The sequence below is a fragment of the Caproicibacterium amylolyticum genome (assembly GCF_014467055.1).
Taxonomy (GTDB): domain Bacteria; phylum Bacillota; class Clostridia; order Oscillospirales; family Acutalibacteraceae; genus Caproicibacterium; species Caproicibacterium amylolyticum.
The window spans coordinates 1549520-1574160 of record NZ_CP060696.1 but is presented as its reverse complement, the minus strand read 5'-3'; the positions used below and the strand labels follow the sequence as shown (position 1 = coordinate 1574160).

Sequence of the window (24641 nt, the reverse complement as noted above, 5' to 3'; positions counted from 1 at the left end):
GTATTTTATTCGGTGTATCTCATCAATAACCAGTTTATCTAACTCAGAAATTTCATAATTTTTGTTTTTGCAGTTTGGGTCTACAATGTACTTCTTCTCACTTTTGGAGCGTGAGTAGCATTTATAATATCCATGATTCGCTGAATACCGTGCACCGCAATGTTTACAGTAAATCAAACTTGAAAGCAGATAATTTGCTCTGAATGGCGTTTTTGTATAGCCATTCTTTTTTTTTGCACGTTTTGAAGAATGAAAGAGTTGCTGGACTTGTTCAAAGTCTTCTTTGCTGATAATTGGTGTATGTACACCATCAAATTCTTTTCCTTTGAATTTTACTTTACCGATGTAGAGGGAATTGTGCAATACGTTATAGACAGAAGTGGAATTGTTCCAACTACCAAATTTTTCGTGCAGTGTATTGCAAATTGCATTCACATTGGAGCCGGCAAGAAACATTTGATATGCCAAGCGTACTTGTTCGGCTTTGTAATCATCAACGACTAACTTACCATTTACATAGTTGTAACCGGTCGGTGCATTGCCGCCGCCATGAAAGTACCCTGCTTTGCAGCGACCAATTCGTCCCATGGTGAAACGCTCGGTTATCTGGTCCTTTTCCAGCTGTGCGAAAACAGACAGAATGCCAATCATAGCCCGACCAAGTGGAGCGGAAGTGTCAAAGTTCTCACTCATGGATGTGAATTCTACGTTATTTACCAGGAATTCATCTTCAATAAGCGTTAGCGTATCCTTTTGCGACCGGCTCAGACGGTCCAATTTGTAAACAATTATCATATCAAGAAGGCCGGCATGAACATCCTGAAGCATTTGTTGCAATGCTGGGCGGTTCATATTGCCGCCTGAAAAGCCGGGGTCGGGGTAGAATTTATAAATATGCCATCCTTTTGCTTTGCAGTATGCGCCTAAACGCTCAGTTTGCTCACCAATGCTGTAATTTTCAAGCTGATTTTCAGTAGATACTCGGACATAACACCCAACGTGCGTAAAGGATTTTTCCATGGTAATCACCCCAAAAGTGGAACTGGTTCCGGTTTAATGATTGGATAATTATAAAATAGAAGGTTCTCAAGTTGTACCTCTGCTTATGGCGGGGCGTGTCACGCAATGACGTTTGGAAAACCTGTTACTTCAAGTCATTTTCGTTAGGCTGCAGCTTCAGTGTCAATCTTCTATTTGCTCTATCGTTGCCTATTCCATTTCTATGCTGTTACCAAAATCAGTTTGCGTCATATTAAGTGCTTTCCTTATAGATTTTAAATTTACCAAAAACAGGCGGAGGCAGGAACGACCTGAAAAGTCCAGTGAAACAAAATTGACAGGAGGGACAAGCAATAAACCAATTTTTCATGCATAACCATTGTGAGAGGTGATGCACTTTGAAAAAGCAGAAGGAACCATTTCATCCAAAAGTGATACATACCATGGCAGATGGAAGCGTGCGGGACTCAGTTGATGGGTACTATGTACCCGTCAATGAAACTACAAAGGTTGCTTACCAGCTGCTTGTAACAATGGCAAGACGCTATTGCGAAGATTCCGCGAAAGAACAGCCTGATGAGACCGTAAAAAAGATATAAAACAAATGTTCTAATGTGGCTACAAAAGATGCTTGATGAAATTGTAAGCCATTCTCCCGTATCCGTTGGCAGTATTTTAGAAACCTGCTGTACAGGAGTTCAAAAGCGCGGCTATCATAAATTGGCTTGTTGGGTACAGTGCTAAACTATGCAAGATGATTTTTCAAGAAGCCTTTTCTTCCTTATAAAAATCGACGGTGTCATTCCACGAGTAATGGTCAAGCATTTTTGTAACATCACTGTCTAAATTGATTCAATTCATTTCTTGCCTCATTGGGCATTCAATAATCGTTGTACGAGTGTGGGCAGCCCTGATTGTACCGAAATTAGGAAAGTTATGAAACAGTATGTGCCAATTCTTTATAAGTTAGAAAGCTTGAGAAATTGATTAATTCTACCTTAAAAGTATAGTGCCGAGAATTTTGGGCTTAATTACGGATAGACCTAAATAACGTTGGGAGTAATTGTAATGTCTTTTAAGGAATATTCAAACCATCTGATTTACGAGAAGTCTCCTTATCTTCTTCAGCATGCCCACAACCCTGTCGATTGGTATCCGTGGGGCGATGAAGTCTTTACAAAAGCAAAAACAGAAGACAAACCCATATTCTTGAGCATTGGCTATAGCACCTGCCACTGGTGCCATGTAATGGCACATGAGTCATTTGCAGACGCAGAAGTGGCGGCCTCTTTGAACAGAAATTTTATCAGTATAAAAGTGGACCGAGAGGAGCGTCCCGATGTAGATGCTGTTTATATGTCAGTCTGTCAGGCACTGACAGGTTCGGGCGGTTGGCCGCTGACAATCTTGATGACACCAGAACAAAGGCCGTTCTGGGCGGGGACCTATCTACCAAAATACTCTCGTTATGGTATGACGGGACTGCTCAATCTGTTAGATACTGTGGCGTATCAATGGAAGATAAATCGTGAAAGGCTGACAGTTACCGGGGATAAAATTGTTGCCATGCTGCAGAAGACAGAAGAAAATTCACATCTTTCTGCCGAAATTGACAGGAACACACTGCGTAAGACGTGTTTGTGGTTTGAACAAACTTATGACGAACGTTGGGGTGGATTCGGTGATCCCCCGAAATTCCCGACGCCGCATAATTTGCTTTTCCTTTGGGAGTATGCCGGTTTGGAAAAAGATAAAAAAGCCCAAACAATGGTGGAATATTCGCTGACGCAGATGGCTCGCGGCGGGATTTTTGACCATATCGGAGGCGGATTTTCGCGCTACTCCACTGACGAAAAATGGCTGGTGCCTCATTTTGAAAAAATGCTTTATGATAATGCCTTGCTGTCCAGTGTTTATCTTGAAGCCTACCATCGAACCGGGCGTCCACTGTATCGCCGAGTCACAGAACGCACAATCGGGTACGTGCTGCGCGAGTTGAACGGTGAGAATGGTGGCTTTTATTGCGGACAGGATGCGGACAGCGATGGTGTTGAAGGCAAATATTATGTGTTTACTCCTGAAGAAATTCAGCTTGTACTGGGGCCGGAAGATGGGGACACCTTTTGTGGGTGGTACGGAATTACAACGACGGGAAACTTTGAAGGTAAAAGTATCCCCAATCTGATTGAGAACTCGGAGTATGAGGAAACCCCGCCGCACATTAAAGAGCTTTGTAAAAAACTATATCAGTACCGCCTTAAACGAACAAGCCTGCATAAGGATGACAAGGTGTTGACGGCGTGGAACGCACTGATGATTGCAGCGCTGGCCGACGCATGGAGGCTGCTGCAGTTACCTGCTTACCGAACCGCCGCAGAAACGGCTTGGAATTTCATCCAAGAACACCTGACTGATGGAAATCGACGTTTACTCCACCGTTGGCGTGATGGGGAAGCCGCATATGCCGGGCAGCTGGATGATTATGCATTTACTGCGTTTGCACTGCTGAAGCTCTATGATGCAACGTTTAACGCAGACTATTTGGAACGGGCGACGGAAATATCTGATCAGATGATCGAATATTTTTTTGACGAAAGCAAAGGCGGTTTCTTTTTATATGCCAATGACAGCCAGCAGCTTATCACCCGGCCCAAAGAAACCTACGATGGTGCTATCCCGTCTGGCAACTCGGTTGCTGCCTTGGTACTTGCCCGGCTTTCTCGACTTACCGGCGAAAAAAAGTGGACTGAATACAAAGAGAAACAACTTGCTTACCTTGCGGGACAAATACGGCAATATCCAGCTGGACACAGTGCCGCCCTATTCGCTTTTATGCAGGAGCTTTATTCTTCTCAGGAACTTGTATGTGTCACGACTGACGGGCAGAATTCCGCTGAACTCAAGAAATTTTTGCAGGAAAATGAGCTGCCGTTGTTGTCCACACTGATAAAAACGAGAGAAAACCAGCTTGTGCTCGCCAAATCGGCACCGTTTACCAGAGAATATCCGTTTCCGAAAGACGGAACTGCTTATTACCTTTGCAAAGGTGGTACCTGCGCTGCCCCGGTACACAATTTGCACGACTTGAAACATCTTTTAGTCTAATCGGCCAGAAGGTGAGCACCAACTTTCTATCTGGATGACTTTTGAAGGCAGGTCAGGGGTGTTACAACTTTACTTTACCACACCAATTTTGCAGTACCTTGCTTAAACTCCTCACTGTTTCATTTCCCTTGCAGTAGTGCTATTTTGCATTCGTCCATGTTCGCCATCAAATTGGAGCGGTGGAGAGATATAAATGAAAAATGCTGCAATTTTTTAACATTGGGTTGACGAATTAAAAAAAATGATGTATTTTATTAAAGTATCGGACGGTATGAAAATTACCTTGCAAGGTGGTCTGCATTGCAGATTTCCCGGATGGACATAGAGTTTATGGCCAGACAAGATATTAATCTTGCCTGGCCTTTTTTTGCAGTCAAGGAGGAAACAAAATGGGATACTTATTCGTAATTTTAGCTTCAATATTATTTGGCAGTTATCCATCTATTCAGGAACATGTAATGACAACAGGAGCAACACCATTAGGAATGGTGATAGTTTGCAATTCAGTGGCTGGACTGTCGTCTTTAATCATAGGGTTGATAAGAAGAGAAAGCTTTAAACTTGACAAGAAGATGTTTGGGTCATTGGCACTAACAGGAATATTGGGATTGTTTTTGACGGATTATCTGCTTAACACATCCTATACAATGATTCCGGTTGGATTCACAACTATGATACATTTTCTTTATCCGTCACTGGTGTGTATGACCATGGTATTTGTATACAAGGAAAAATTAACTAAGGGAAAAGTAGGAGCAATTGTTCTTTCGATTGTCGGACTTATATTATTGTCTGGAGGCGACTTTTCGGGAGACAAAAGAGGTGTATTCGTCGCTATTGCAACAGCGTTTGCATATGGCTTTTATATGATATCCAATGATAAATCATCTGTTGCAAAGGTACCTCTTATGGCAAGATCCTTTTACTTAAATCTATTTGTAGCAATAGCTGCATTGATAACAAATATTTTTACAAAATCTGCAGTTCTGCCGTCAGGAGCAGAGAACATAGAGCTAAGTGTTTTGGTTGGTATAATGCTTTGCACAGCACTTATCTTGATGAATGCCGGAATCGGAATTTTGGGAGCAGGGAAGTCATCATTTATAAATATGCTCGAACCGATTACAAGCTTCGTTGTCAGTACGATTGTTTTTCATTATTCAATAACTGTTACAGCAATTCTGGGATCAGTACTTATTTTAGGATCCCTTATTCTAGTGACCTTGGGAGAAGAGAAAAAGCAGACTGTTAATTGACTGATATTTTAATTGCATGATGTTAATATTAGAATTACTGGAATAGAGATGGGGCTTCGGTTCTGGCTTTTTCTGGTTGGATGCGCCTTTCATCTTATCGTGCATTCGTTTCATACAATAGAAAATCCATTGCAACAACTCGGCGGCAAATGTGGGCTGCATATTAAATGTTTGTGGAATTCCTTGACAGCATAATTCAATTATTTGTATAATTCAACTAGCAGATAAACCAATTTGCATTTAAAGCGATAATGAGGTGGCAGAATGGAAAATGTGAATACTGATTTTGTAAACCTAATGGCAGAAAATCTTGCCAATGAGCATCTTTGCTGCATTATCCGCAGCAGAAAGCCACATCCAGGTGTTGAGGCAAAGCGGCAATGGCTTTCTGAACGACTAGAGGAAGGCCATGTCTTTCGAAAGTTAAATGCAAAAGCCACGGTCTTTATTGAATATGCTCCCCTTGAAACTGCTTGGGTCCCCATTATTGGTGACAACTATTATTACCTGTATTGCTTATGGGTTTCTGGTAGTTACAAAGGAAAAGGGTATGGGAAAGCGCTGATGGAGTATTGTTTGGCCGATGCCAAAGAAAAGGGTAAATCTGGTGTTTGCATGCTTGGAGCAAAGAAGCAGAAAGCATGACTAACTGACCAATCATTTGCAAAGAAGTTCGGTTTTGAGGTCGTTGATACTACGGATAATGGATATGAATTGCTTGCACTCTCTTTTGACGGAACAACACCCAAATTCACACAAAATGCCAAAGTCTCGAAAATCGAAAGCAAAGAGCTAACAATTTATTATGATATGCAATGCCCTTATGTCTGTCAAAACATCGAGATGATAAAACAGTATTGTGAAACGCATGACGTTCCTGTCTCTCTAATTCAAATGGATACGCTGCAAAAAGCCAAGGAATTGCCTTGTGTTTTCAATAACTGGGGCGTGTTTTATAAAGGGAATTTTGAGACAGTGAATTTGCTGTTAGATGTCAACTACTTAAAGCGAATACTCAAAAAATGAAAATACAAATTCGGCTTCTTAGACAGCGGATTGAATGCTTGCTGTTCATATAGGGTACAATTTTGAAAAATCCAGATGGTTGGTAAAATGGTCAACTGGACATTCGGTAGCAAATACAAATACATATTATGCTTATTTTCTTGATTGCTTTCTGCTATACTTAAATTAATAAGGTTGAAAGTGAGGCACAATAAAATGGATTATCAGGAAGCCGCTTCTTATTGGGAGAAAAAAGACGCTTGCGCACGCCACATGGACAGCGATTCTCTTCTCAAAGAGATAGAGCAATTTGTCTTGGCACACAACACCTGCGCTTTGGCAACTGGCTGCCGTGAATTTATTCGATGCACACCAATCGAATACAATTATGCTAGAGGTAAGTTCTGGATCCTTTCAGAAGGCGGTCTCAAATTCTCTGCACTGCAGGAAAATTCCAATGTATGTCTTGCTATTTATGGCCCTTACACTGGTTTTGACAAGTTGGGAGGACTGCAGGTCACCGGCACTGCAGCAATGATAGAACCGTGGTCAGATGCGTACATGAGTTTGCTGGATTACAGAAAACTCCCGGCTGAATCGCTTAGGAAGTTGCCGAATCCACTGTATCTCATTTGCATTACACCTACTAAATTTGACTTTCTATGGTCCGGATTTAAGAAATTAGGCTATAGTACACGGCAGCATTTATCATTAGGAAATAATGTGGAATTGCGTGTCGTCAGTTGCTAAGTACTTGTACGACCGCCTGACTAGGGAGAAAATGAATATGCGCACATTGATTCTTTATTTTAGCGGAACTGGGAATACCAAAGACATCGCCTGCAGGTTTGAAAAAGCGCTGCTCAAGCGAAACATTTCAGTCGAAATTCACTCAATTGAAGATGGCGCAGACCTTGCAAACACCCAATATGATTCCTTAATCATCGGTTTCCCAAAATATTATGAATACCCTGTATTACATATTTTGAATTATATTAGGAAAGAACTGCCTGAACAAAAAAGGGAAATCCCCACTTTGGCTTTCTGCACACAGGCAGGGCCGCTGCCGACCAATTTTAATGGATTAAGCCGGCTGCTTGATCAAAAAAATCATAAACTGACTGTTTCAAAAAGTTTTTCGTATGCCAATAACATGATGATTTTTTCATCATTCAAATTTACAGATCCGCAGAAGGTAGCAGAAAACAAGCGAAACATACAAGAACAGATCGAACCACTCCTGGGAAAATGGCTAGGCGGAGAAGTTTCTTTGGAACAAGTCCCAGCATGGCAAAGGCCGTTATTCCATCTTATTGCGTCGGGCTGCACCAAGGGAATGCCTGTTTTTGCTATGCGCTTTTCTGCTTCGCAGGATTGTACACACTGTGGGCTTTGTGTTAAGCAATGCCCAATGAACAATATTCGCATGACGGATGACGGCCCAATTTTCCAAAAACACTGTCTGTTCTGCATGCGATGCATTAACGCCTGCCCTACGAATGCAATCCTATATGACAATAAACAATGTCAGCAATATAAATGCGAGCCGTTTAGCAAAGAATAAAATATTTCTCAGATAAAAAAGCTGGTCTGCTCATAATCATTGATTGCAAATTTATAAAGTCCATGTGCATGGGCTTTGGATGCAACGCAGCAGGGGTGACGGGCTGCCGCATTATCGATTCGCCGCGGGAACGGCTAATTGCGATGCTGACAAACAATTTTGTTCCGTGCAATGGACGTTTCCCGACGCTGATAGCGATTATTTCCATCTTTTTTGTCAGTGGTATGGCGGGAATTATGCAGACTTCAATGGCGGCGTTGATCCTTTTTGCAACTGTTGTACTTGGAATTCTTGCAACCTTTCTTATCTCAAGGCTTTTGTCTGCAACGGTCTTAAAAGGCGTACCATCTTCCTTTACACTGGAACTGCCGCCTTACCGAAAGCCGCAGATTGGCCGGGTGCTGGTGCGGTCACTGTTGGACAGAACAATTTTTGTTCTGGGCAGGGCAGTTTCTGTTGCTGCTCCTGCGGGGTTAATCCTTTGGCTGCTGGCAAATTTGAAAATCGGCAATAGTACGGTGCTTGCTATCTGTGCGGGGGCGCTGAATCCGATCGGTCATTTTTTTGGCATGGATGGCGTCATCCTGCTGGCGTTTATCCTTGGCTTCCCGGCTAACGAAATCGTTGTGCCAATTATTTTAATGGGATACTTGGGCATGGGGCAGCTGACCGACATTGGCAGTTACGCTTCTTTGCAGACATTGTTGGTGAGCAACGGATGGACTTGGGTAACAGCCGTTTGTGTAGTACTGTTTTGTCTGATGCACTGGCCCTGTGCTACTACGATGCTTACAATCCGAAAAGAAAGCGGTTCTTGGAAATGGACGGCGCTGGCTGCGGCGCTGCCAACCGGATGCGGCTTACTGCTGTGTGCATTCGTCGCAAATGGTGCAAGGCTTCTTGGCCTTGCGTAAACAAAATCTTAACTGTCCGGCTGTTGTGTGTATACAGCCGGACAGTTTTTTTATTTATCTCTGTTTATTGTCTGCGTCGTCGTGCAATGGTATAATGTAATAAAAGAAATTTTTGCTTATTGATAGGAGGGAAGTTCCATGTGGGCATACGATTCCGTATTTTATCAGATTTATCCGCTGGGGTTCTGCGGTGCGCCGCGGACAAATGATGGCAATTTGCAGCATCGCATTAAGAAAGTAAAAGACTGGATTAGCCATATTCAGAACTTAGGCTGCAATGCAGTTTACTTTGGCCCGGTTTTTGACAGTGACGCACACGGCTATGATACACGCGATTACAGCAAAATTGACTTCCGGCTTGGTACAAACGAAGACTTCGCGGATGTCTGCAAAGCACTGCACGAAGCGGGTATCCGGGTTGTGCTGGATGGTGTGTTTAACCATGTGGGCCGCGGCTTCTGGGCTTTTCAGGATGTACTGAAAAATCGCGGCGATTCTCCTTATAAAGACTGGCTTTATATAAATTTTGACGGTAATGACGGCTATCAGGACGGCTTGTGGTACGAGGGCTGGGAAGGGCACTATGAGCTGGTCAAGCTGAATTTGCAGAATCCAGCAGTGGTGGAGTATCTGTTTGGCTGCATCCGCAAGTGGATTGATGAATTTGAGATTGACGGTCTGCGGTTGGATGTCGCTTATATGCTGGACCGCAACTTTTTACGTCAGCTGCGCACGTTTACGGACAGTTGCAAGCCGGACTTTTTCCTGTTAGGTGAGGTCCTTGGCGGTGATTACCGCCAGACAATGAACGAAGAAATGTGCCATAGTGTTACCAACTATGAATGTTACAAAGGATTGTATTCCAGCTTTAACAACCTGAATTTGTTTGAAATTGTACATTCATTGCTGCGCCAGTTTGGGCCGGAAAATTGGACGCTGTACCGCGGGATGCACCCGCTGTCTTTTGTCGATAATCATGACGTAACCCGTGTGGCATCCATTCTTAGTAACAAAAAACACCTGCCGTTAATCTATGTGCTGATGGCTGGAATGCCCGGCATTCCATGTGTTTATTATGGCAGTGAGTGGGGAGCTACCGGCAGGAAAGAGGATGGGGATGCCGCATTGCGTGTGTGCTTTGATATGCCACAGGAGAACAGCCTGACAAATTGGGTGGCAGCCTGTGCCAAGGCTCATCGAGCAAGCGATGCACTGTGCAATGGTAGTTTTCGCAGCTTGGTGCTACAAAATCAATACTGTATTTTTGAGCGAAAAAGTGAGGGTGACCGTGTGTTGGTGGCTGTGAATGCGGGGGATACTGCGGTACACGTTGACTTTGACGCAGGAGCGGGCCGCGCCCGCGACCTGCTTACCGGCGAAGTGCATGACTTTGGCGGTGGAACCGAACTGCCTCCGTATTTCGCGGCACTCTGGCAGATTTTTTAAGAGTATAACATTGCAAAAAGCGGATACGCGTGCAGAAAAGACTGCGCACGTATCCGCTTTTTGCTGCTTTATTTTTGCAGGAAGTTGTTGTATACAAAATAGATATATTGGAGGGAGATTACTTCAGACTGGCATAGATTTTATCCATGTTTTCTTTTACGCGGGTCAGGTAATCTTTGTTATCTTCAGCGCTTTCGATGGTATAGATGGTTTCTACCTTTGCACCAACTTCATTCGCAAGCGTTTTGGAAACAGCCGGACTTGCCATATCTTCTGCGAAAATGGTTGTCACCTTGTTCTTCTTGCAGTAAGAGACTAATTCAGCAAGCTGCTGCGTACTGGGTTCGCCCTCGGCAAAAACATCTTCAACGCTGTTTTGCTGCAAGTTAAAGTCTCGGCAGAAGTAGGCAAATGCTGCATGCCCGGTGACAAAGCTTTTTTTTGCAACAGATTTGAATTTATCAGCATATTCACTCCGAAGTTTTTCCAGTTGTGCAAGGTAGCTGTCCCGGTTCTGCTCAAAAGTAGATTTGTCTGGTGCATCTGCTTTTGATAGTGCGTCACAAATATTGCGTACTTCGGTTTCGGCACCTTTGACGCTCAGCCATAGGTGCGGGTCATACTGGCCGTGTTCCTTGACTTCATCTGCATCTGTGTTTTGAATCGGTTTTGCACCTTTTGAGGCTTCGACAGTAATTAGCTTGGAATTGTTTGCAGATTTGATTGCTTTATCTGCCCATGCTTCCATCCCAAAGCCGTTGTACACGAAAACATCCGCTTTACTCAAGCCAACAAGATCCTGTGCTTTTGGTTCAAAATCATGTGGCTCAGTGCCGTCTGGAATAATGACGGAGACATTGATTTTATCCTTGCCAACAGCTTTTGTAAATTCAGCCATTGCGTCAAATGTAACAGAAACATTCAGCACCTTGTTTTCGGCGGCAGAGCTTTGGCTTGCTGCCTGAGAAGAAGATACCACTGCGGAAGTCTGCGTATTGCTGCAGCCACTCAAAGCGGCGGCTGCAAGAGAAAAACTGAGCAATGCGGCGAAAAATTTTTTATACATATGGGTCAGCTCCTAAAATAATACTTGCAAATGCATATTGTTTGCACTTATAATAATAATTCAAGCAATAAGATTTGTCAATAGCAAATGGGAACTATTTGCATTTGTAAAAGGAGAGACTTATCATGATTCAAGCAAAAAATTTAACTTTTTCATATACCGGTTCGCCACCATTTATACTCAATCACCTGGAACTGGAAGTACCGGCTGGCAGCTATATTTCTATTGTTGGAGAGAACGGATGCGGCAAAAGTACATTGATGCGCTTGATTCTGTGCTTTTTAAAGCCGACTGCAGGAACTGTATGCTGTGATGCAAATCGGATTGGTTATGTACCACAGAAAGTGAATTTTGGAAATGATGATTTTCCAATCACCGTTTTTGAAATGATGGACTCCTACCGAAAGCTGCTGAAAATCTCCAACAGGCAAGAAACTGTGGATTGTCTGGAGAAAGTCGGTATGCTTGCAAAAAAGAAAGCGGGCATGTCAACCCTTTCTGGAGGGCAGAGCCAAAAGGTACGGATTGCCCGTGCTCTAATGGGGAATCCGCAGCTGCTGATTCTGGATGAACCATCTACAGGTGTTGACGTTCAGAGTCAGCGAGAAATTTATGGTTTGCTGAAGAAATTGAATACTGAAAATCACATTACCATTGTATCGGTAGAGCACAATCTGAATGCTGCAGTTGAAAACTCAACCGGAATTTTCCACATGACAGAGGGCCGCGGCCATATGTGCACTCCCGAAAATTATGCAGAAGAAATGCTGGTAACAGCCGAAAGGGGTATTTAAATGTTGCAGTACAGTTTTATGCAGAACGCGTTCATTGCTTCTGTGTTCATTGCGATTTTGTGTCCGTGCATTGGCATCTTTCTGGTCGTACGCCGCTGCTCCATGATTGGGGACACCCTGTCTCACGCTTCCCTGGCAGGTATTACAGCAGGCTTGCTCTGCGGGCAAAATCCGGTTTTGGGCGCGTTTTTATTTACCTCCGCCTGCGGTGCGCTGATTGAGTTTCTGCGCGGCTGGTTTAAAAAGTATACGGATTTGATACTGACAATCGTGCTGGCCATCAGCGTTGGTACTGCAATAACGATAATTAGTTCCGGCAAGCTGCATGCCAACGCAGATTCCTTTATGTTTGGCAGTATTCTGACGGTAACCGATTCCGATATGATTATGATTTGTATACTGAGTATATTAGCAGTGCTGATGCTTATTTTTCTGTACCATCCGCTGCTGTATATTGCGTACGATGAAGAAGCGGCAAAGATTGCCGGTGTTCGCGTGAAATTGATTAATTATGTTTTTTCCATTTTGACTGCGGCGGCGGTTTCTGTGTCCATCCGCATCGTTGGTGTGCTGGTGCTCAGTTCTATGATTGCTCTGCCGGTTGCTGCGGCGATGCAGTTGGGGCGGGGTTTCCGGCAGACACTGCTGTTTTCCATTTTGTTCAGCGTGATTGACATTATGATGGGGTTGTTTCTCTCGTATTATTTAAATGTTGCACCGGGCGGCTTTACTGCACTTGTTTCCGCTGCGGTTCTGCTTTTGGTAATTGCCACGCGAAAAATTGAAATGTGGATACGTACAGCACGCAGTGAAAAAGAATTGCAATAATAAGAGAACGAAAACGGGCATACGCATTAAAAAAGAATGCAAAGGATGGAGAGTAAACAATGACAAATTTATATTTAATTTCTGGATTTTTAGGTGCAGGTAAAACTACGCTGATTCAAAAGCTGCTGAAAGAACATTTTTCGGGCAGCAAAACAGCACTAATTGAAAATGATTTTGGAGAAATCAGCATTGATGCGGCAATACTGCGCTCCGGCAGTGTAAAGGTGCGGGAAATCAATTCCGGCTGCATTTGCTGCAGCCTTTCCGGGGACTTTACAAAAGCACTGGAGGAGTTGCTTTGCGAACTGAAGCCGGAAAACGTTTTGATTGAACCTTCCGGTGTAGGAGAACTTTCTGATATTGAAAAAAGCTGTCGAAGTCCGAAAATTGCTTCGCTTGCGGTAATCAGACAGAAAATAACCGTTGTAGATGTGCAGCGCTGCCATATGTATCTGGAAAATTTCGGTGAATTTTTTGAGGATCAGATTCATTGTGCCGATACAGTTATTTTGTCCCACCTTACGCAGTCACCGGAAACAATTTGTTCAGCTGAGCATCTGGTTCGAACACTGAACCCTCATGTTCGGATTCTGTCAACTCCACTCACAGAATTGACCGCAGAAAAAATTCTTGGGACTTCTGCCAGCAACGAAACTGACTGCTGTACTCACCATCATGGTTGTACACCCGAACATTGTACTTGCGGCAGTAGGGCAGAGGATGCCTTTCAGACAGTGACCGTGCATACAAAGCATGAATTCACAAAAAAAGAACTGGAGGCCTGTTTTGCAGAATTGGAAGTTCAGTCAAGTCAGGTGCTGCGAGCCAAAGGAATCGTGCGGGGAAAGCGAAAATTTTTTGAGTTGCAGTATGTGCCAAAGAGTTTGGAAATTAAAAATTGTAAAGCAGAAGGCAGTGCAATATGCATTATTGGCAGAAACCTGCCTGCGGAAAAATTCCGAGAGATTTTCTGTGGGGAGTGAGAGCCAATGAATGAGATTTCGGTTTATGTGGTTACAGGCTTTTTGGGTTCCGGAAAAACAACTTTTTGCAATCATCTTTTAAATCTCCCAGACTGGAAAAAAGTGAATTTGCTGTTTTTACAGTTTGAATCCGGGGAAGAGGAGTTTTCCTGTGTCCACGCAAACTGCAGGGTAAAGTGCTTTCCAAAACGGATGCTGGAGCAACAGCTGGAAGAAGTTATCCGGCAGGTTGCGCAAGCTATAGAGACACACCCGGTGGATGAAATTTGGGTGGAATGGAACGGCACAGCGGAACTATCTCAACTGAAAGCTTTGCTTTTTCAGCCACAAATTCAAAAAAAACTTTCTTTGCAGAAAATCATATTTCTTGCAGATGCCGACAGCATTGAAACAACACTGGGACGCACTGGGCAGGCGCTGTTGAAACAGTTGGCTGAGTCTGACCTTGCCGTAATGAATCGGGAGAAAAATTCAGCGCAGTATCGGCGAGTGCGACGACAGCTGTGCAACGTTAATCCATGGATTCCAGTCAGCCGGATAAAGTCCTATGACGCATTTTATGAAGAATGGTTTGAAAAAGAAAGTAAGCCGATAAATTTAACACTTGCGTTTGTTTTGGCCGCAATTATCCTCTATTTTGCGGCACGACCGGTTTGCATAAAATATCAGATTCCGTTTGATACAGTCATCAATTCGTTCCTCGGAATCGTTTTGCAGGCAATCCCGTTCTTATTAGTCGGTGTTTTGTTTTCTTCTGCCGTTCAGGTATTTTTACCGCAGAACGTGGTGGAACGTTGGTTTTCAAAGTCAACAGGTACGGGAATGCTCTTAGCATTGGCAGCGGGTTTTTGCTTCCCAGTTTGTGACTGCGCATCGGTCCCTTTTTTCAAAGGACTGCTGCTGAAAGGCGTACCGCTGCCGGCGGCAGTTACGTTTCTTCTGGCAGCACCGATTGTAAACCCGGTAGTTTTGATATCCACCTATTATGCGTTTGGCGGCAGTTGGCAGATGGTGCTTTCCAGACTTTGCTGCGGCATTATTATTGCGCTTTTGGTTGGTTTGTCTTTTGCACTGCATCCTTTGAAAAATACTGCATTGTGCAGCGGTGCAGTGCAAATGCAGTTTTGCAGGAGTCCATTTTCCACTGCAAGACAGGGCAACGAAGCACTGCAAAAAATTGATTTGTTTTTCCAGCACGCGCGCAGCGAATTTTTCAGCGTTGGGAAGTATTTATTAGTGGGAGCGCTGTTTTCATCTGTTTTTCAGGCTGCTTTCGGCGGCACTTTTACGGCAGGACGCAGCGGAAACGGATTGGCTGTTTCTATTTTATTGCTAATGTTGGTGGCATTTGGACTTTCGCTTTGTTCCACCTCAGATGCAGTGATTGCACGCAGCTTTTCCACGCTGTTTCCAAACAGTGCCGTGTTGGCTTTTCTAGTTTTCGGGCCAATGATAGATGTTAAAAATCTGTTGATGCTTTCTTCCTCCTGCTCAAAACGATTTATCATTCGGCTGGCAGTTTCGGCGGCAGTGCTGTGTTTTGGTATGACTCTGCTGCTTGGCTGCCTGAAAGGAGGAGTATAATATGCGAGGCAGAGATTACAGTGGGCAGGTACTGACAGAGTGTATTTGCGAATTTGGCGGGGGTGTTGTGCTGCTGTTCTTAGCAATTAGTGGGAAGTATCTTGCTTATGTTTCGCCGCGGATATGTCCGTTTCTGATTGTTGGTGCAGCAATTTTATTTTGCATGGGTATTTTCAGTATTCCACAAATCAAGCATTTTCAGCATCACATCCACATGGCACACTGTCTGCTTTTAGTCATACCAATTTTGCTGCTTGTTTTACCGCACAGTACAGCGGCACAAACAGCCACCGCACCATCTGCCGGCCTTGCGACGGCAGTTGCTAAAAGTGCACCTTCTTCTGCAGCACCACTGGAGGAAAAAACAAAGCTTTCCGGTTTGGACTCTGCACATAAGCGGATTACGGTAAAGAATGAGGAGTTTTACAGCTGGATTTCAGAACTCACAGGGAACTTGGACAAATATACAGGTTATACTGTTGTTATGACCGGATATGTTTACAAAGATCCGCAGTTTGTTTCCTCCGGCGAATTTGTACCGGCACGACTTCTTATGACTTGCTGCACAGCAGATTTGTCACCAATCGGTTTGCTGTGCAAGTATGCAAAGGCGGCCTCACTGCCTGAAAAATCATGGGTTACCGTGGAGGGAACTCTCATAAAAGGCAGCTTTCAGGGATCGCCGGACCCGCAGCTGCAAGTGACTAAAGTTACGAAAGCGCAGCCTGTGAATGACTATGTTTACCCATATTAACAAAAAATCAGCTATTTCACTTTTTGGACGGGATTGCCTTGACACATGACTAAACTCATAGTATGATAATTATATCGTGAGTTTAGAAAGCGAGAGATTAAGATGCGTGGAGAAAAGCGTGAAAAGCTGACGCAGTTTAACCGGCAAAACATTTTGGAAGCTGCACAGCAGCTCTTTAGCAGCAAAGGTGTGTCCCAAACTACTATGGATGAAATTGCAGCAAAAGCGGATTACAGCAAGTCAACGGTCTACGTTTACTTTAAAAGCAAAGAAGAAATTTACGATACCATCGTGTTTGAAAGCATGAAGATGCTGAAAAACCGGTTGCAGAATATTTTGCAGAAAAACACAGACTTTAAAAGCTTTTTCTTTGCAATTTGCCATGAAATGACAGTGTTCCAGCGCGAATATTCGCTGTATTTTGACAGCATTCTCGGCGAAATCTCTGTTAAGCCTGAAGATTTTGAGCGGTGCCCAGTTTTGCGGGAGATTTATTGTACCGGTGAAGAAATCAATCAGATGATTTCAGAAAAATTAACAGCCTGCATGGCAAATGGCTCGGTTCGCTCAGAGCTTCAGCCGATTCCAACGATCTTTATGCTTTGGGCGAGTATCGGTGGCATTATTCGTATGGCAGCACAGAAAGAGAAATATCTGAAAAAGCAGATTTTGCGGGAGGACTTTTTGCAGTACAGTTTTACGCTGCTGTATGAGGGGCTAACAGGAGGCAGTAAATGATTTTAGGAATCCTTACAGCAGTTGCTTTTTTTCTGAGCGGTGCAAAGTGGATTACCAAACGGCTTAAGTGGAAAAAGTTGGATTGTTTTGCACTGCAGGTACACAAGTTTTCCGGTACTGCTTTTTTGCTGCTTGCTGTGATTCATGCGGTTTTTGCGTGGCGGCTGCGGTTTCAGCGTCCACTCTGGATGCTTGTACTTGGATTTGTCATGCTTGGTGGTGCAGCAGCAATTTTACTAAGCCATATTTTCACCAAAAGACTAGGGAAAAACTGGCTGAAAATTCACCGCATTGCCTCGGCAGTTGTGCTTCTGTGCCTGATTGGCCATGTTGCATTTGGTATTACCAGCTTTACTGCTTATCAAAAATCGATTCAGTCCCTTTCAACTTTTCAGGAATTGAACCCTGTGGGATTGGCTGATGGAGCATACATAGGAGAGTATGATGCGGGCTATATCTATGCAAAGGTTCAGGTTACTGTGAAAAGCGAAAAAATAGACCAAATTGACCTGCTGGAGCACCGCAATGAGCATGGAAAGCCAGCTGAAAAAATCATTTCGTCAATTACAGAAAAGCAGTCACTGCAGGTTGACGCAGTAAGCGGTGCAACAAATTCAAGTAAAGTGATTAAAGCAGCTGTGCAGAATGCACTGCTGCACCAATAACAACGGGGACTGCTGCTAATCTAGCGGCAGTCTTTATTTTATCTGCTGTGCCGTGTGCATCTTGATTTGCAGTCCGGAAACCGTTACACTTTACCTTGATACAATCAATACGGAGGCAGAAACCATGCAGGAATATCGAATTGATGAAATAGAAAATTTACATCGATTTGGCCGAACAAATGAAATGCGCTGTCCATTAACGCTTTTTTGGTCGGGCAGCGGTATAGAAATTGATGTCAAAGCTACAGAGCTCTGGCTTGAAGTGGAAACGGATTATAATCAGTTTGAGCCATGGATTAGTGTGTTGGTAGATGGTGCCCCGGTTAGTCGGCAGATGCTGCAAAAAGGCCGGTACTGGCTGCCAATTTTGCGTAATATGGACAGTGGCACAGAGCGTGATGTGAAAATATTGCGGGAAGTTCAGCCTATGCGAGCGGATCCTGCGAGTTTTTTACAGATTCATGCGGTGCGCATAAACGGCGAATTTTTGCCGGTGAAAGTGAAACATGGAAAAATTGAATTTATCGGTGACAGCTTGACTTCCGGAGAAGGAACGATTGGCGCTCAAAAGGAAATGAACTGGAATTCAATGGTTTTCAGTGCGGAATATGACTATGCATTTTTAACAGCAAAGCTGCTGAATGCTGATTTCCGCATCGTTTCGCAGAGCGGATGGGGATTCCTTTCCAGCTGGGATGGTGATCCTAACTGCAATATTCCCAAGTATTATGAGCAGGTCTGTGGCGTTTTGCAGGGGGAACATAATAGAGTACTAGGTGCGTTTGAGCCGTATGATTTTTCAAGCTGGCGGCCGGATGTGGTTTCCGTTTGCCTGGGTGCAAATGATGCATTCGTATTTGGCAAGCCCGGAATGTACCTTGACGAAAAAACCGGCGAATTGTTTGAACAAAAATTAACTGCGGACGGTACTCTGGAAGAAAAGAGCCGCCAGCGTTTAATCGACGCGATCGTTCATTTTGCGGAAAAGATCAGACACTGCAATCCAGATGCCCATATTTTCTGGATTTACGGACTGCTGAAAACTTCGATTGATGAAATCCTGGAGGCAGCGGTACAGAATTACGTGAAAAATTCCGGTGACAAAAATCTTTCACTTTTCGGCCTGCCGATTGCTGATTCGGGAACAATGGGTTCCCGCGAACATCCGGGAATTGCATGCCATGCGCTGGCCGCTGAACAGCTGGCCGCTGAAATCAAAAAATATCTGTAAGCGATTTTAAGCGATTTTTGAATAGGAAAAACAAGGAAGGATATTTGCGTAAAGTTTGCACTCATGGTATAATACGAATTCAAACAGAATAAATTTACCTTGCAGGTTCCGCTTTTTGCGGATTAATAGGGAATGAGGTTAAAATCCTCAGCAGCATACTCTACTGTAAAAGCTACAAAATGCATTGCCACTGAATGGAACTTCCGTTTGGGAAGGCTGCAAAGTAGACTTGAAGCTTTGAGCCAGGATATCTGCCTGCATGGTCGGTTAATCCAACGGTGTGGGAGGATTACTTTTGCGCGAATCTGCCTTTCGGGGCAGGTTTTGTTTGCATTGTAATTTTGCACTGCCACTGGCAGTGCTTTTTTTGTGTACCCCAAACATCGCTGGTATGTTTGGGGTATTTTTAATTCGGCGGGTGAGAGGACACAGCATGAATAAAAATAAAAAAGTCCTGAATGCAGTTATGGCTGCTGCAATTGCGGCGGTCGTGCTTTCCGGTGTCATGATTGTCGGAAATATCAAGGGTTGGTTTGATTTTGGTGGTACTCCAGGCAGCGTACAGTCAGCTGCCTATACGGTAGCGCAAAAAAGCGGCGGGGCTAATATTAAGCGGGATGGTGTTTCCTACGCACTGGAAGTGGGAACCAAACTGCGCAGCGGAGATGTGCTGGAAACGCTGACGGGTGGGCAGCTGACAATTACTGATGGTAATAACAAAGTTATCTGCAGCCAAAACAGCCGGGCGTCAATTCAAATTGACGAACATTCTGGTTTAACGGTGCAAATTCAAAACGGAGAGGCTTTCTTTGATGTATTACGGCCACTGCGGGCGAATGCGGCGGGAACGGTGGTTTCCTCGCAAAACAGTACCTTCTTTGTCAGTGCGCCATGCGGCAGTACGAATCTTTACATCTTTGGTGGCAGTGTAAAGGTAGGAAATGATACATACGGAAGCCAAACGGCGGTCAGCATTATACAGAAACGAATAGCTAAATCAAAGCTTTCTGTCAATGCGCTGAATGATTTTTGCATCACTTGTCTGCGGCAGGTAAACAGCGAAAAGCGTCCATCTTGTTTTACGAATGCACAGCTTACTGCTTTAACTGCAAGCCGCAGTGAAGAAAAGACGGCTTCTCTGGAAAGTAAGCTGCAGCAGGAAACGTCCACTGGTATTCCGGACGAGAAAACCGCGGAAAAAACATCTGAGGCAGAATCTAAGTCAACGAAGCAAGGCGGCACTATTCCCGAAACTAAAACACCGAGTATCAAATCGCAGCAGCCGGCTGTTGAGGAAAAGGGTTCGGCTTCAGCTGCCAGCAACCGAAGCGCGGCCTCTTCCACTGCACAGACATGTACGATAGAAATTCGCTGTGATACGATTTTGAACAACAAAAAAGACTTGAAAGCCGGAAAAAATGCGTATGTGCCGGCGGACGGTACAATCCTTTCCACTGTACGTGTGAATTTTAAAGACGGTGAAACAGTTTTTGACGTATTGAAACGTGTAACGACTTTAACAGATATTCAGCTTGAATATGCGTGGACTCCCATGTATAACAGCTATTACATAGAAGGCATTAACAACCTGTACGAATTTGACTGTGGCAATCAATCTGGCTGGATGTACAAAGTTAACGGATGGTTCCCGAATTATGGCTGCTCCAGCTACAAACTGAAGGCTGGGGATAAGATCATTTGGTGCTACACCTGCAAAGGTTTGGGGGCAGATGTAGGCGGCAGTGTACAGTAAATATCGGAGGAGGAGAACAGAATGAAAAAGAGATTTGGATTTAACAGGTTCATTGCATCCTGCATGGCGGTGCTGATGATTTTCAGCATGTTGCCGGTTTCTGCGTTTGCTGCAGAGCAACAAACTCCACTTGGTAAGGTTCGCGTGATTGTTGAAAATACAGTGTACTCAAAAGCAGATGGAGCCTCGTGGGATGGTACGTTGGTGGATAAAGAAGTAGATATTCATGCGGATTCCACTATGATGAGTGCGGCAAAAGAAGCAATCGAAAGCAGCGGCTTTACGCAGAAGGGAGCTGAAAGTAATTATATTTCTTCAATTAACGGATTAGCTGCATTTGACGGCGGTAGAATGAGCGGCTGGATGGGAACTTTAAACGATTGGTTTACAAATGCGGGTTTTGGAAATTTTACAGTCGCTGCCGGAACATTGCAGGCAGGTGATGAAATATGTTTGATGTATACAAAAAAGTTTGGGGAAGATGTCGGTGGTTCTTGGGGAAATACTGATAAATCACTCAAAGCATTGAATGTTTCAGTGGGTACGCTTTCTCCAGCTTTTTCACCGAAGACAAAAGCATATACGTTAACGCTTCCTGCTGGTACTAGCGTGGTCAAAGTTGTACCGACAGCAGCAAACAAGAACTTTCAGGTACGTGTAAGCGTTGATGGTACAGAATATAAACGTTCTGCCCAGATACCGGTCCAGGATGGTACAGAAATCAAAGTTAAATGTGGAGATCCCAGTTGGTCATCTATGAATTCCGCAAATGACATCCCTGCAGAAGAATATACGATTGCAGTTAAAATAGAGAAGAAAAACACTGCACCGTACTGAGACCAAAAGTATCCTGCAACACAAAGTACTTCCATCAAATTGGGTGAATCGTTTTCATTAAAATCTGCGGATGTGTTTCACTTTCGTGATGCGGAAGAAGATGCATTGACTTATAATGTCAGCGTAAACGGCGAAGAACCTGCCGCAGTGGAAACTAATAAAGACGGCATTTATCAACTTACGCCAAAATCGACTGGAACTTATACACTGTATTTCACAGCAAATGATGGAAAGACAAATTCTGCGGATGGCTTTACAGTAACTTTAAATATAAATGACAAGGCTGTTCCGCAGCCGACGAATCATCCTCCTGTGCTGCAGGTAAGTGCGCAGTCAGCACAGAGTATTGTACTTGGCAACGGCTTTTCACTTGACCTTAGCCGCGTGTTTACAGATGTGGATGGGGATGCGCTGACTTACAAAGTCAGTGTTAACGGTGCCGCTTATGTTCCGGCGGAAAAGGCATACAGTTTCAAACCGACAGAGCAGGGACGCACCATTCTTCGTTTTCAGGCAAACGACGGAACAGCGGACAGCACCGATATTTATCAGGTAACTCTGCAAACAACCTCCAGTGATAAAGTTTCACAAGCTTATGCTGCAACCGGAAACTATCTGTACAATACCGTTTCAAATCCAACAGTTGGTTCTGTCGGCGGAGAGTGGGCAGTAATTGGCCTGGCACGTTCCGGCTTTGCAGTAAATTCCGCTTACTATAATAAATATGTTTCCAATGTAATTAATGCTCTGCAGAGTGGAAATGGGACAATCGGCAGTGACCAGTGTACAGACTATGCGCGCGTTACGTTGGCACTGACTGCTATTGGCTATAATGTCAAAAATGTTGCAGGTTATAATCTTTTGGAACACTTTTCGGATTATAATAAAGATATTCACCAGGGAATAAATGGCCCTGTCTGGGCACTGATTGCGCTCGATTCTCATAGCTATGCGATTCCAAAGGCTACTGCCGGCAAAATGCAGGCTACGCGTGAAAATTTGGTAGAAGCGGTTTTGGATGCACAGCTTCCCGATGGTGGATGGGCATTCTTCGGTAGTCAGGCAGACCCGGATATGACCGGTATGGCTCTGCAGGCGCTTGCACCGTACTACAATAACAAGATAAGCCTGCGTATGGAGAATCGGCTGGTTTCAACAGATTCTCTTACTGTTCGCATAAAAAATGCTGTCAATAAAGCGGTTGCATTGCTTTCTGAAATGCAAAATACAAAGGGTGGTTTTGCAAGTTGGGGAACAGATAACGCGGAGTCAGTTGCACAGGTTATTGTGGCACTGACGGCTTTGCAAATCAATCCTGCAGAAGATAAACGGTTTGTGAAAAATGAGAACAGCTTGATTGACAATCTTTGCTCATTTGCTGTGGAGGGCGGTGGTTTTCGGCATACCACAGGCGATCGTGTGAACGAAATGGCAACAGAGCAGGCGTACTACGCACTGGTTGCATATCAGTACTATAAAAATAATCAAAAACCACTGTACGACATGGGAGATATCCCTTCAGATGAACAGCAGCCTTACAAAGCAGTGGTTATCCTAATTGATAGTATTGGTGACGTAACCGTCGATAAGGCAGCAACTGTAAAGGCGGCAAGAACAGCGTATGATAAACTTTCTGCCTCTGCAAAGGAACAAGTCAGCAATTATCAAAAGCTGCTTGACGCTGAAAAAAAGCTGGCAGAATTGATGAAAAATGTAGAAGCTGTGCAAAAACTGATTGCTGAGATTGGAACCGTTACTTTGGAAAAGGAGCAACAGATTCAGCGGGCTGTGAATGCCTATAATGCACTTTCAAAGGAAGAACGGCAGACTGTAGCAAATTATGAATTGCTGGAAAAGGCAGAATTAAAGTTCACGCAATTAAAACATGTAGACAGTGTTGTCAAACTCATTGATAAGATAGGAACAGTCACTAGAACCAGTTTGGCACAAATAACGGCAGCCCGTACCGCTTATGAAAAACTGGATCAGCTTGAAAAAGCATTGGTAAACAATTACGTAATTCTGACCAAAGCGGAAAACACTTACAGCCAATATCAGCATGCTGACAAAGTTGCAAAGCTGATTTCCGCGATTGGACATGTTTCTAAGAATAGCGCGGGAATCATTCAAGCCGCACGGGTAGGCTACAATGCACTTTCTGCAGAGGAAAAAACATTCGTAATGAATTATGGAATTTTGCTTGCGGCGGAAAAAGAATTTGTACGACTGCAAAAGCAGACGATTGTTGTTGCTAACGGTGGCTTACCGCAGATTTCAGCACAGTATAATGCCACTAGTACCGTACAGCAGGCACAAAGGAGAACACACAGCGGTTCGGTTACTGCAAAGAATATGTCAAAATCTGTTGTGGCAGCACAAAGTGTAAATCCGGTCATTTCTGCAATCAGCAGCTTGACTGCAAGTTCCAATGAGCACGCAGTTTTGGCAGCCTATCGGCAGTACAGTTCGCTTTCTGCAGAACAGCAAAGAAAGGTTTCCAACTATGCTGTACTGCGGGCTGAACTGAAACGGTTGAGTGAAGCGAACCATAAAGATGCTTCCACCGGTATTCAGCTGGAGGGTGCTGCATGGAATGTGAAGCTGTCTGTTCAAACCATTTCAAGTGATCAGATGCAGAAAGCAAAGCAGGATTTTGGAAGCAACACACTGCTGAGCATGTATCAGCTTACTTTAACGGATATTCTCACCGGAAAAGAAGTACAGTCAACTGAAAACTTGACGGTGGCCGTTCCTGTGCCGGCGGGTGCAGAAAAGTACAAAAAATTGGCGATTGGCCAGTATGATGACACCGGCAGGGTGCAGTACAGCAGATGTACAGTGAAAAATGGCACAGCTGTGTGGAAAACGAAAAATCCGCATCGCTTTGCCCTGCTCGCTTGTGCAGAAGAATCTACTGCAAAGCTTGCTGTTAAGGCGGCTGCTGCTTCTACAGGAGTTCCCAACTTGGCTTGTGCAAATATGATCGTGTGGATAGCGGTTGCATCTCTGGCGGCAGGTGTTATAATCATAATTGCTGTAGTAAAAATTAGAAAACGGAAAGTAAATGAATAAAAATTGAGCAGTGATGGCCGTCACTGCCCAATCTGTACTGGAGGGTC

General features: G+C 44.1%; 18 protein-coding genes, 3 pseudogenes and 1 riboswitch. Of the genes and pseudogenes, 19 read left to right on the top strand and 2 right to left on the bottom strand.

All coding sequences use genetic code 11. The features are described from left to right. Positions 1–27 precede the first annotated feature (27 nt). Positions 28–1020 (bottom strand): annotated as a pseudogene (locus H6X83_RS07525) (recombinase family protein); the annotation flags it as partial. Positions 1021–1397: 377 nt separating this feature from the next. On the opposite strand from H6X83_RS07525, the gene H6X83_RS07520 reads away from it, so the two are divergent. From H6X83_RS07520 to H6X83_RS07485, 8 genes and pseudogenes are all read left to right on the top strand, one after another. Further along, a complete protein-coding gene (locus H6X83_RS07520; protein ID WP_212505892.1) occupies positions 1398–1598 on the top strand; it encodes a BOW99_gp33 family protein in 201 nt (66 codons plus the stop codon). 469 nt (positions 1599–2067) lie between these two features. Next, positions 2068–4104 (top strand): thioredoxin domain-containing protein, encoded by a 2037-nt coding sequence (locus H6X83_RS07515; protein ID WP_212505891.1) that lies wholly within the window; start codon positions 2068–2070, stop codon positions 4102–4104. 389 nt (positions 4105–4493) lie between these two features. Next, complete coding sequence (locus tag H6X83_RS07510; RefSeq protein WP_212505890.1) at positions 4494–5360, top strand: DMT family transporter; 867 nt, start codon at positions 4494–4496, stop codon at positions 5358–5360. Positions 5361–5624: 264 nt separating this feature from the next. Continuing rightward, positions 5625–6386: pseudogene (locus H6X83_RS07505) on the top strand (GNAT family N-acetyltransferase). A 195-nt stretch (positions 6387–6581) separates the two neighbouring features. After that, positions 6582–7115, top strand: a complete 534-nt coding sequence (locus tag H6X83_RS07500) for a pyridoxamine 5'-phosphate oxidase family protein (RefSeq protein ID WP_212505889.1) — start codon at positions 6582–6584, stop codon at positions 7113–7115. Between the two features lie 37 nt (positions 7116–7152). Next, positions 7153–7929, top strand: coding sequence for an EFR1 family ferrodoxin (locus H6X83_RS07495; protein ID WP_212505888.1), 777 nt, complete (start codon positions 7153–7155; stop codon positions 7927–7929). A gap of 59 nt (positions 7930–7988) precedes the next feature. After that, positions 7989–8843, top strand: a pseudogene (locus tag H6X83_RS07490) (nucleoside recognition domain-containing protein); the annotation flags it as partial. Positions 8844–8981: 138 nt separating this feature from the next. After that, on the top strand, positions 8982–10289 hold the full coding sequence (locus H6X83_RS07485; RefSeq protein ID WP_212505886.1) for an alpha-amylase family glycosyl hydrolase: 1308 nt from the start codon (positions 8982–8984) through the stop codon (positions 10287–10289). Between the two features lie 118 nt (positions 10290–10407). On the opposite strand, the gene H6X83_RS07480 is transcribed toward H6X83_RS07485, so the two are convergent. After that, positions 10408–11355, bottom strand: coding sequence for a metal ABC transporter substrate-binding protein (locus tag H6X83_RS07480; RefSeq protein ID WP_212505885.1), 948 nt, complete (start codon positions 11353–11355; stop codon positions 10408–10410). Between the two features lie 125 nt (positions 11356–11480). Between H6X83_RS07480 and H6X83_RS07475 the strand changes: the two genes are divergently transcribed. From H6X83_RS07475 to H6X83_RS07425, 11 genes are all read left to right on the top strand, one after another. Next, complete coding sequence (locus H6X83_RS07475; protein ID WP_212505884.1) at positions 11481–12149, top strand: metal ABC transporter ATP-binding protein; 669 nt, start codon at positions 11481–11483, stop codon at positions 12147–12149. Next, on the top strand, positions 12150–12977 hold the full coding sequence (locus H6X83_RS07470; RefSeq protein ID WP_212505883.1) for a metal ABC transporter permease: 828 nt from the start codon (positions 12150–12152) through the stop codon (positions 12975–12977). 59 nt (positions 12978–13036) lie between these two features. After that, positions 13037–13960: a CobW family GTP-binding protein gene (locus H6X83_RS07465; protein WP_212505882.1), complete on the top strand. Its 924-nt coding sequence runs from the start codon at positions 13037–13039 to the stop codon at positions 13958–13960. 6 nt (positions 13961–13966) lie between these two features. After that, a complete protein-coding gene (locus H6X83_RS07460; RefSeq protein ID WP_212505881.1) occupies positions 13967–15544 on the top strand; it encodes a permease in 1578 nt (525 codons plus the stop codon). 1 nt (position 15545) lies between these two features. Next, complete coding sequence (locus H6X83_RS07455; protein ID WP_212505880.1) at positions 15546–16298, top strand: TIGR03943 family putative permease subunit; 753 nt, start codon at positions 15546–15548, stop codon at positions 16296–16298. A 102-nt stretch (positions 16299–16400) separates the two neighbouring features. Further along, positions 16401–17036 (top strand): TetR/AcrR family transcriptional regulator, encoded by a 636-nt coding sequence (locus H6X83_RS07450; RefSeq protein ID WP_212505879.1) that lies wholly within the window; start codon positions 16401–16403, stop codon positions 17034–17036. Beyond that, complete coding sequence (locus H6X83_RS07445; RefSeq protein WP_246419064.1) at positions 17033–17701, top strand: FMN-binding protein; 669 nt, start codon at positions 17033–17035, stop codon at positions 17699–17701. The genes H6X83_RS07450 and H6X83_RS07445 overlap by 4 nt, the downstream gene beginning before the upstream one ends. A gap of 124 nt (positions 17702–17825) precedes the next feature. After that, on the top strand, positions 17826–18932 hold the full coding sequence (locus H6X83_RS07440) for an SGNH/GDSL hydrolase family protein (protein ID WP_212505878.1): 1107 nt from the start codon (positions 17826–17828) through the stop codon (positions 18930–18932). A gap of 86 nt (positions 18933–19018) precedes the next feature. Further along, a riboswitch (cobalamin riboswitch) is annotated at positions 19019–19205 on the top strand. A 160-nt stretch (positions 19206–19365) separates the two neighbouring features. Further along, positions 19366–20685, top strand: a complete 1320-nt coding sequence (locus H6X83_RS07435) for a DUF4430 domain-containing protein (protein WP_246419062.1) — start codon at positions 19366–19368, stop codon at positions 20683–20685. 21 nt (positions 20686–20706) lie between these two features. Then, the gene (locus H6X83_RS07430; RefSeq protein ID WP_212505877.1) at positions 20707–21522 is read left to right on the top strand and encodes a cadherin-like beta sandwich domain-containing protein; all 816 of its coding nucleotides are present in this window, start codon (positions 20707–20709) and stop codon (positions 21520–21522) included. A gap of 105 nt (positions 21523–21627) precedes the next feature. Next, entirely contained in the window at positions 21628–24594 is a 2967-nt protein-coding gene (locus tag H6X83_RS07425) for a prenyltransferase/squalene oxidase repeat-containing protein (protein ID WP_212505876.1), read from the top strand. Positions 24595–24641: the final 47 nt, after the last annotated feature.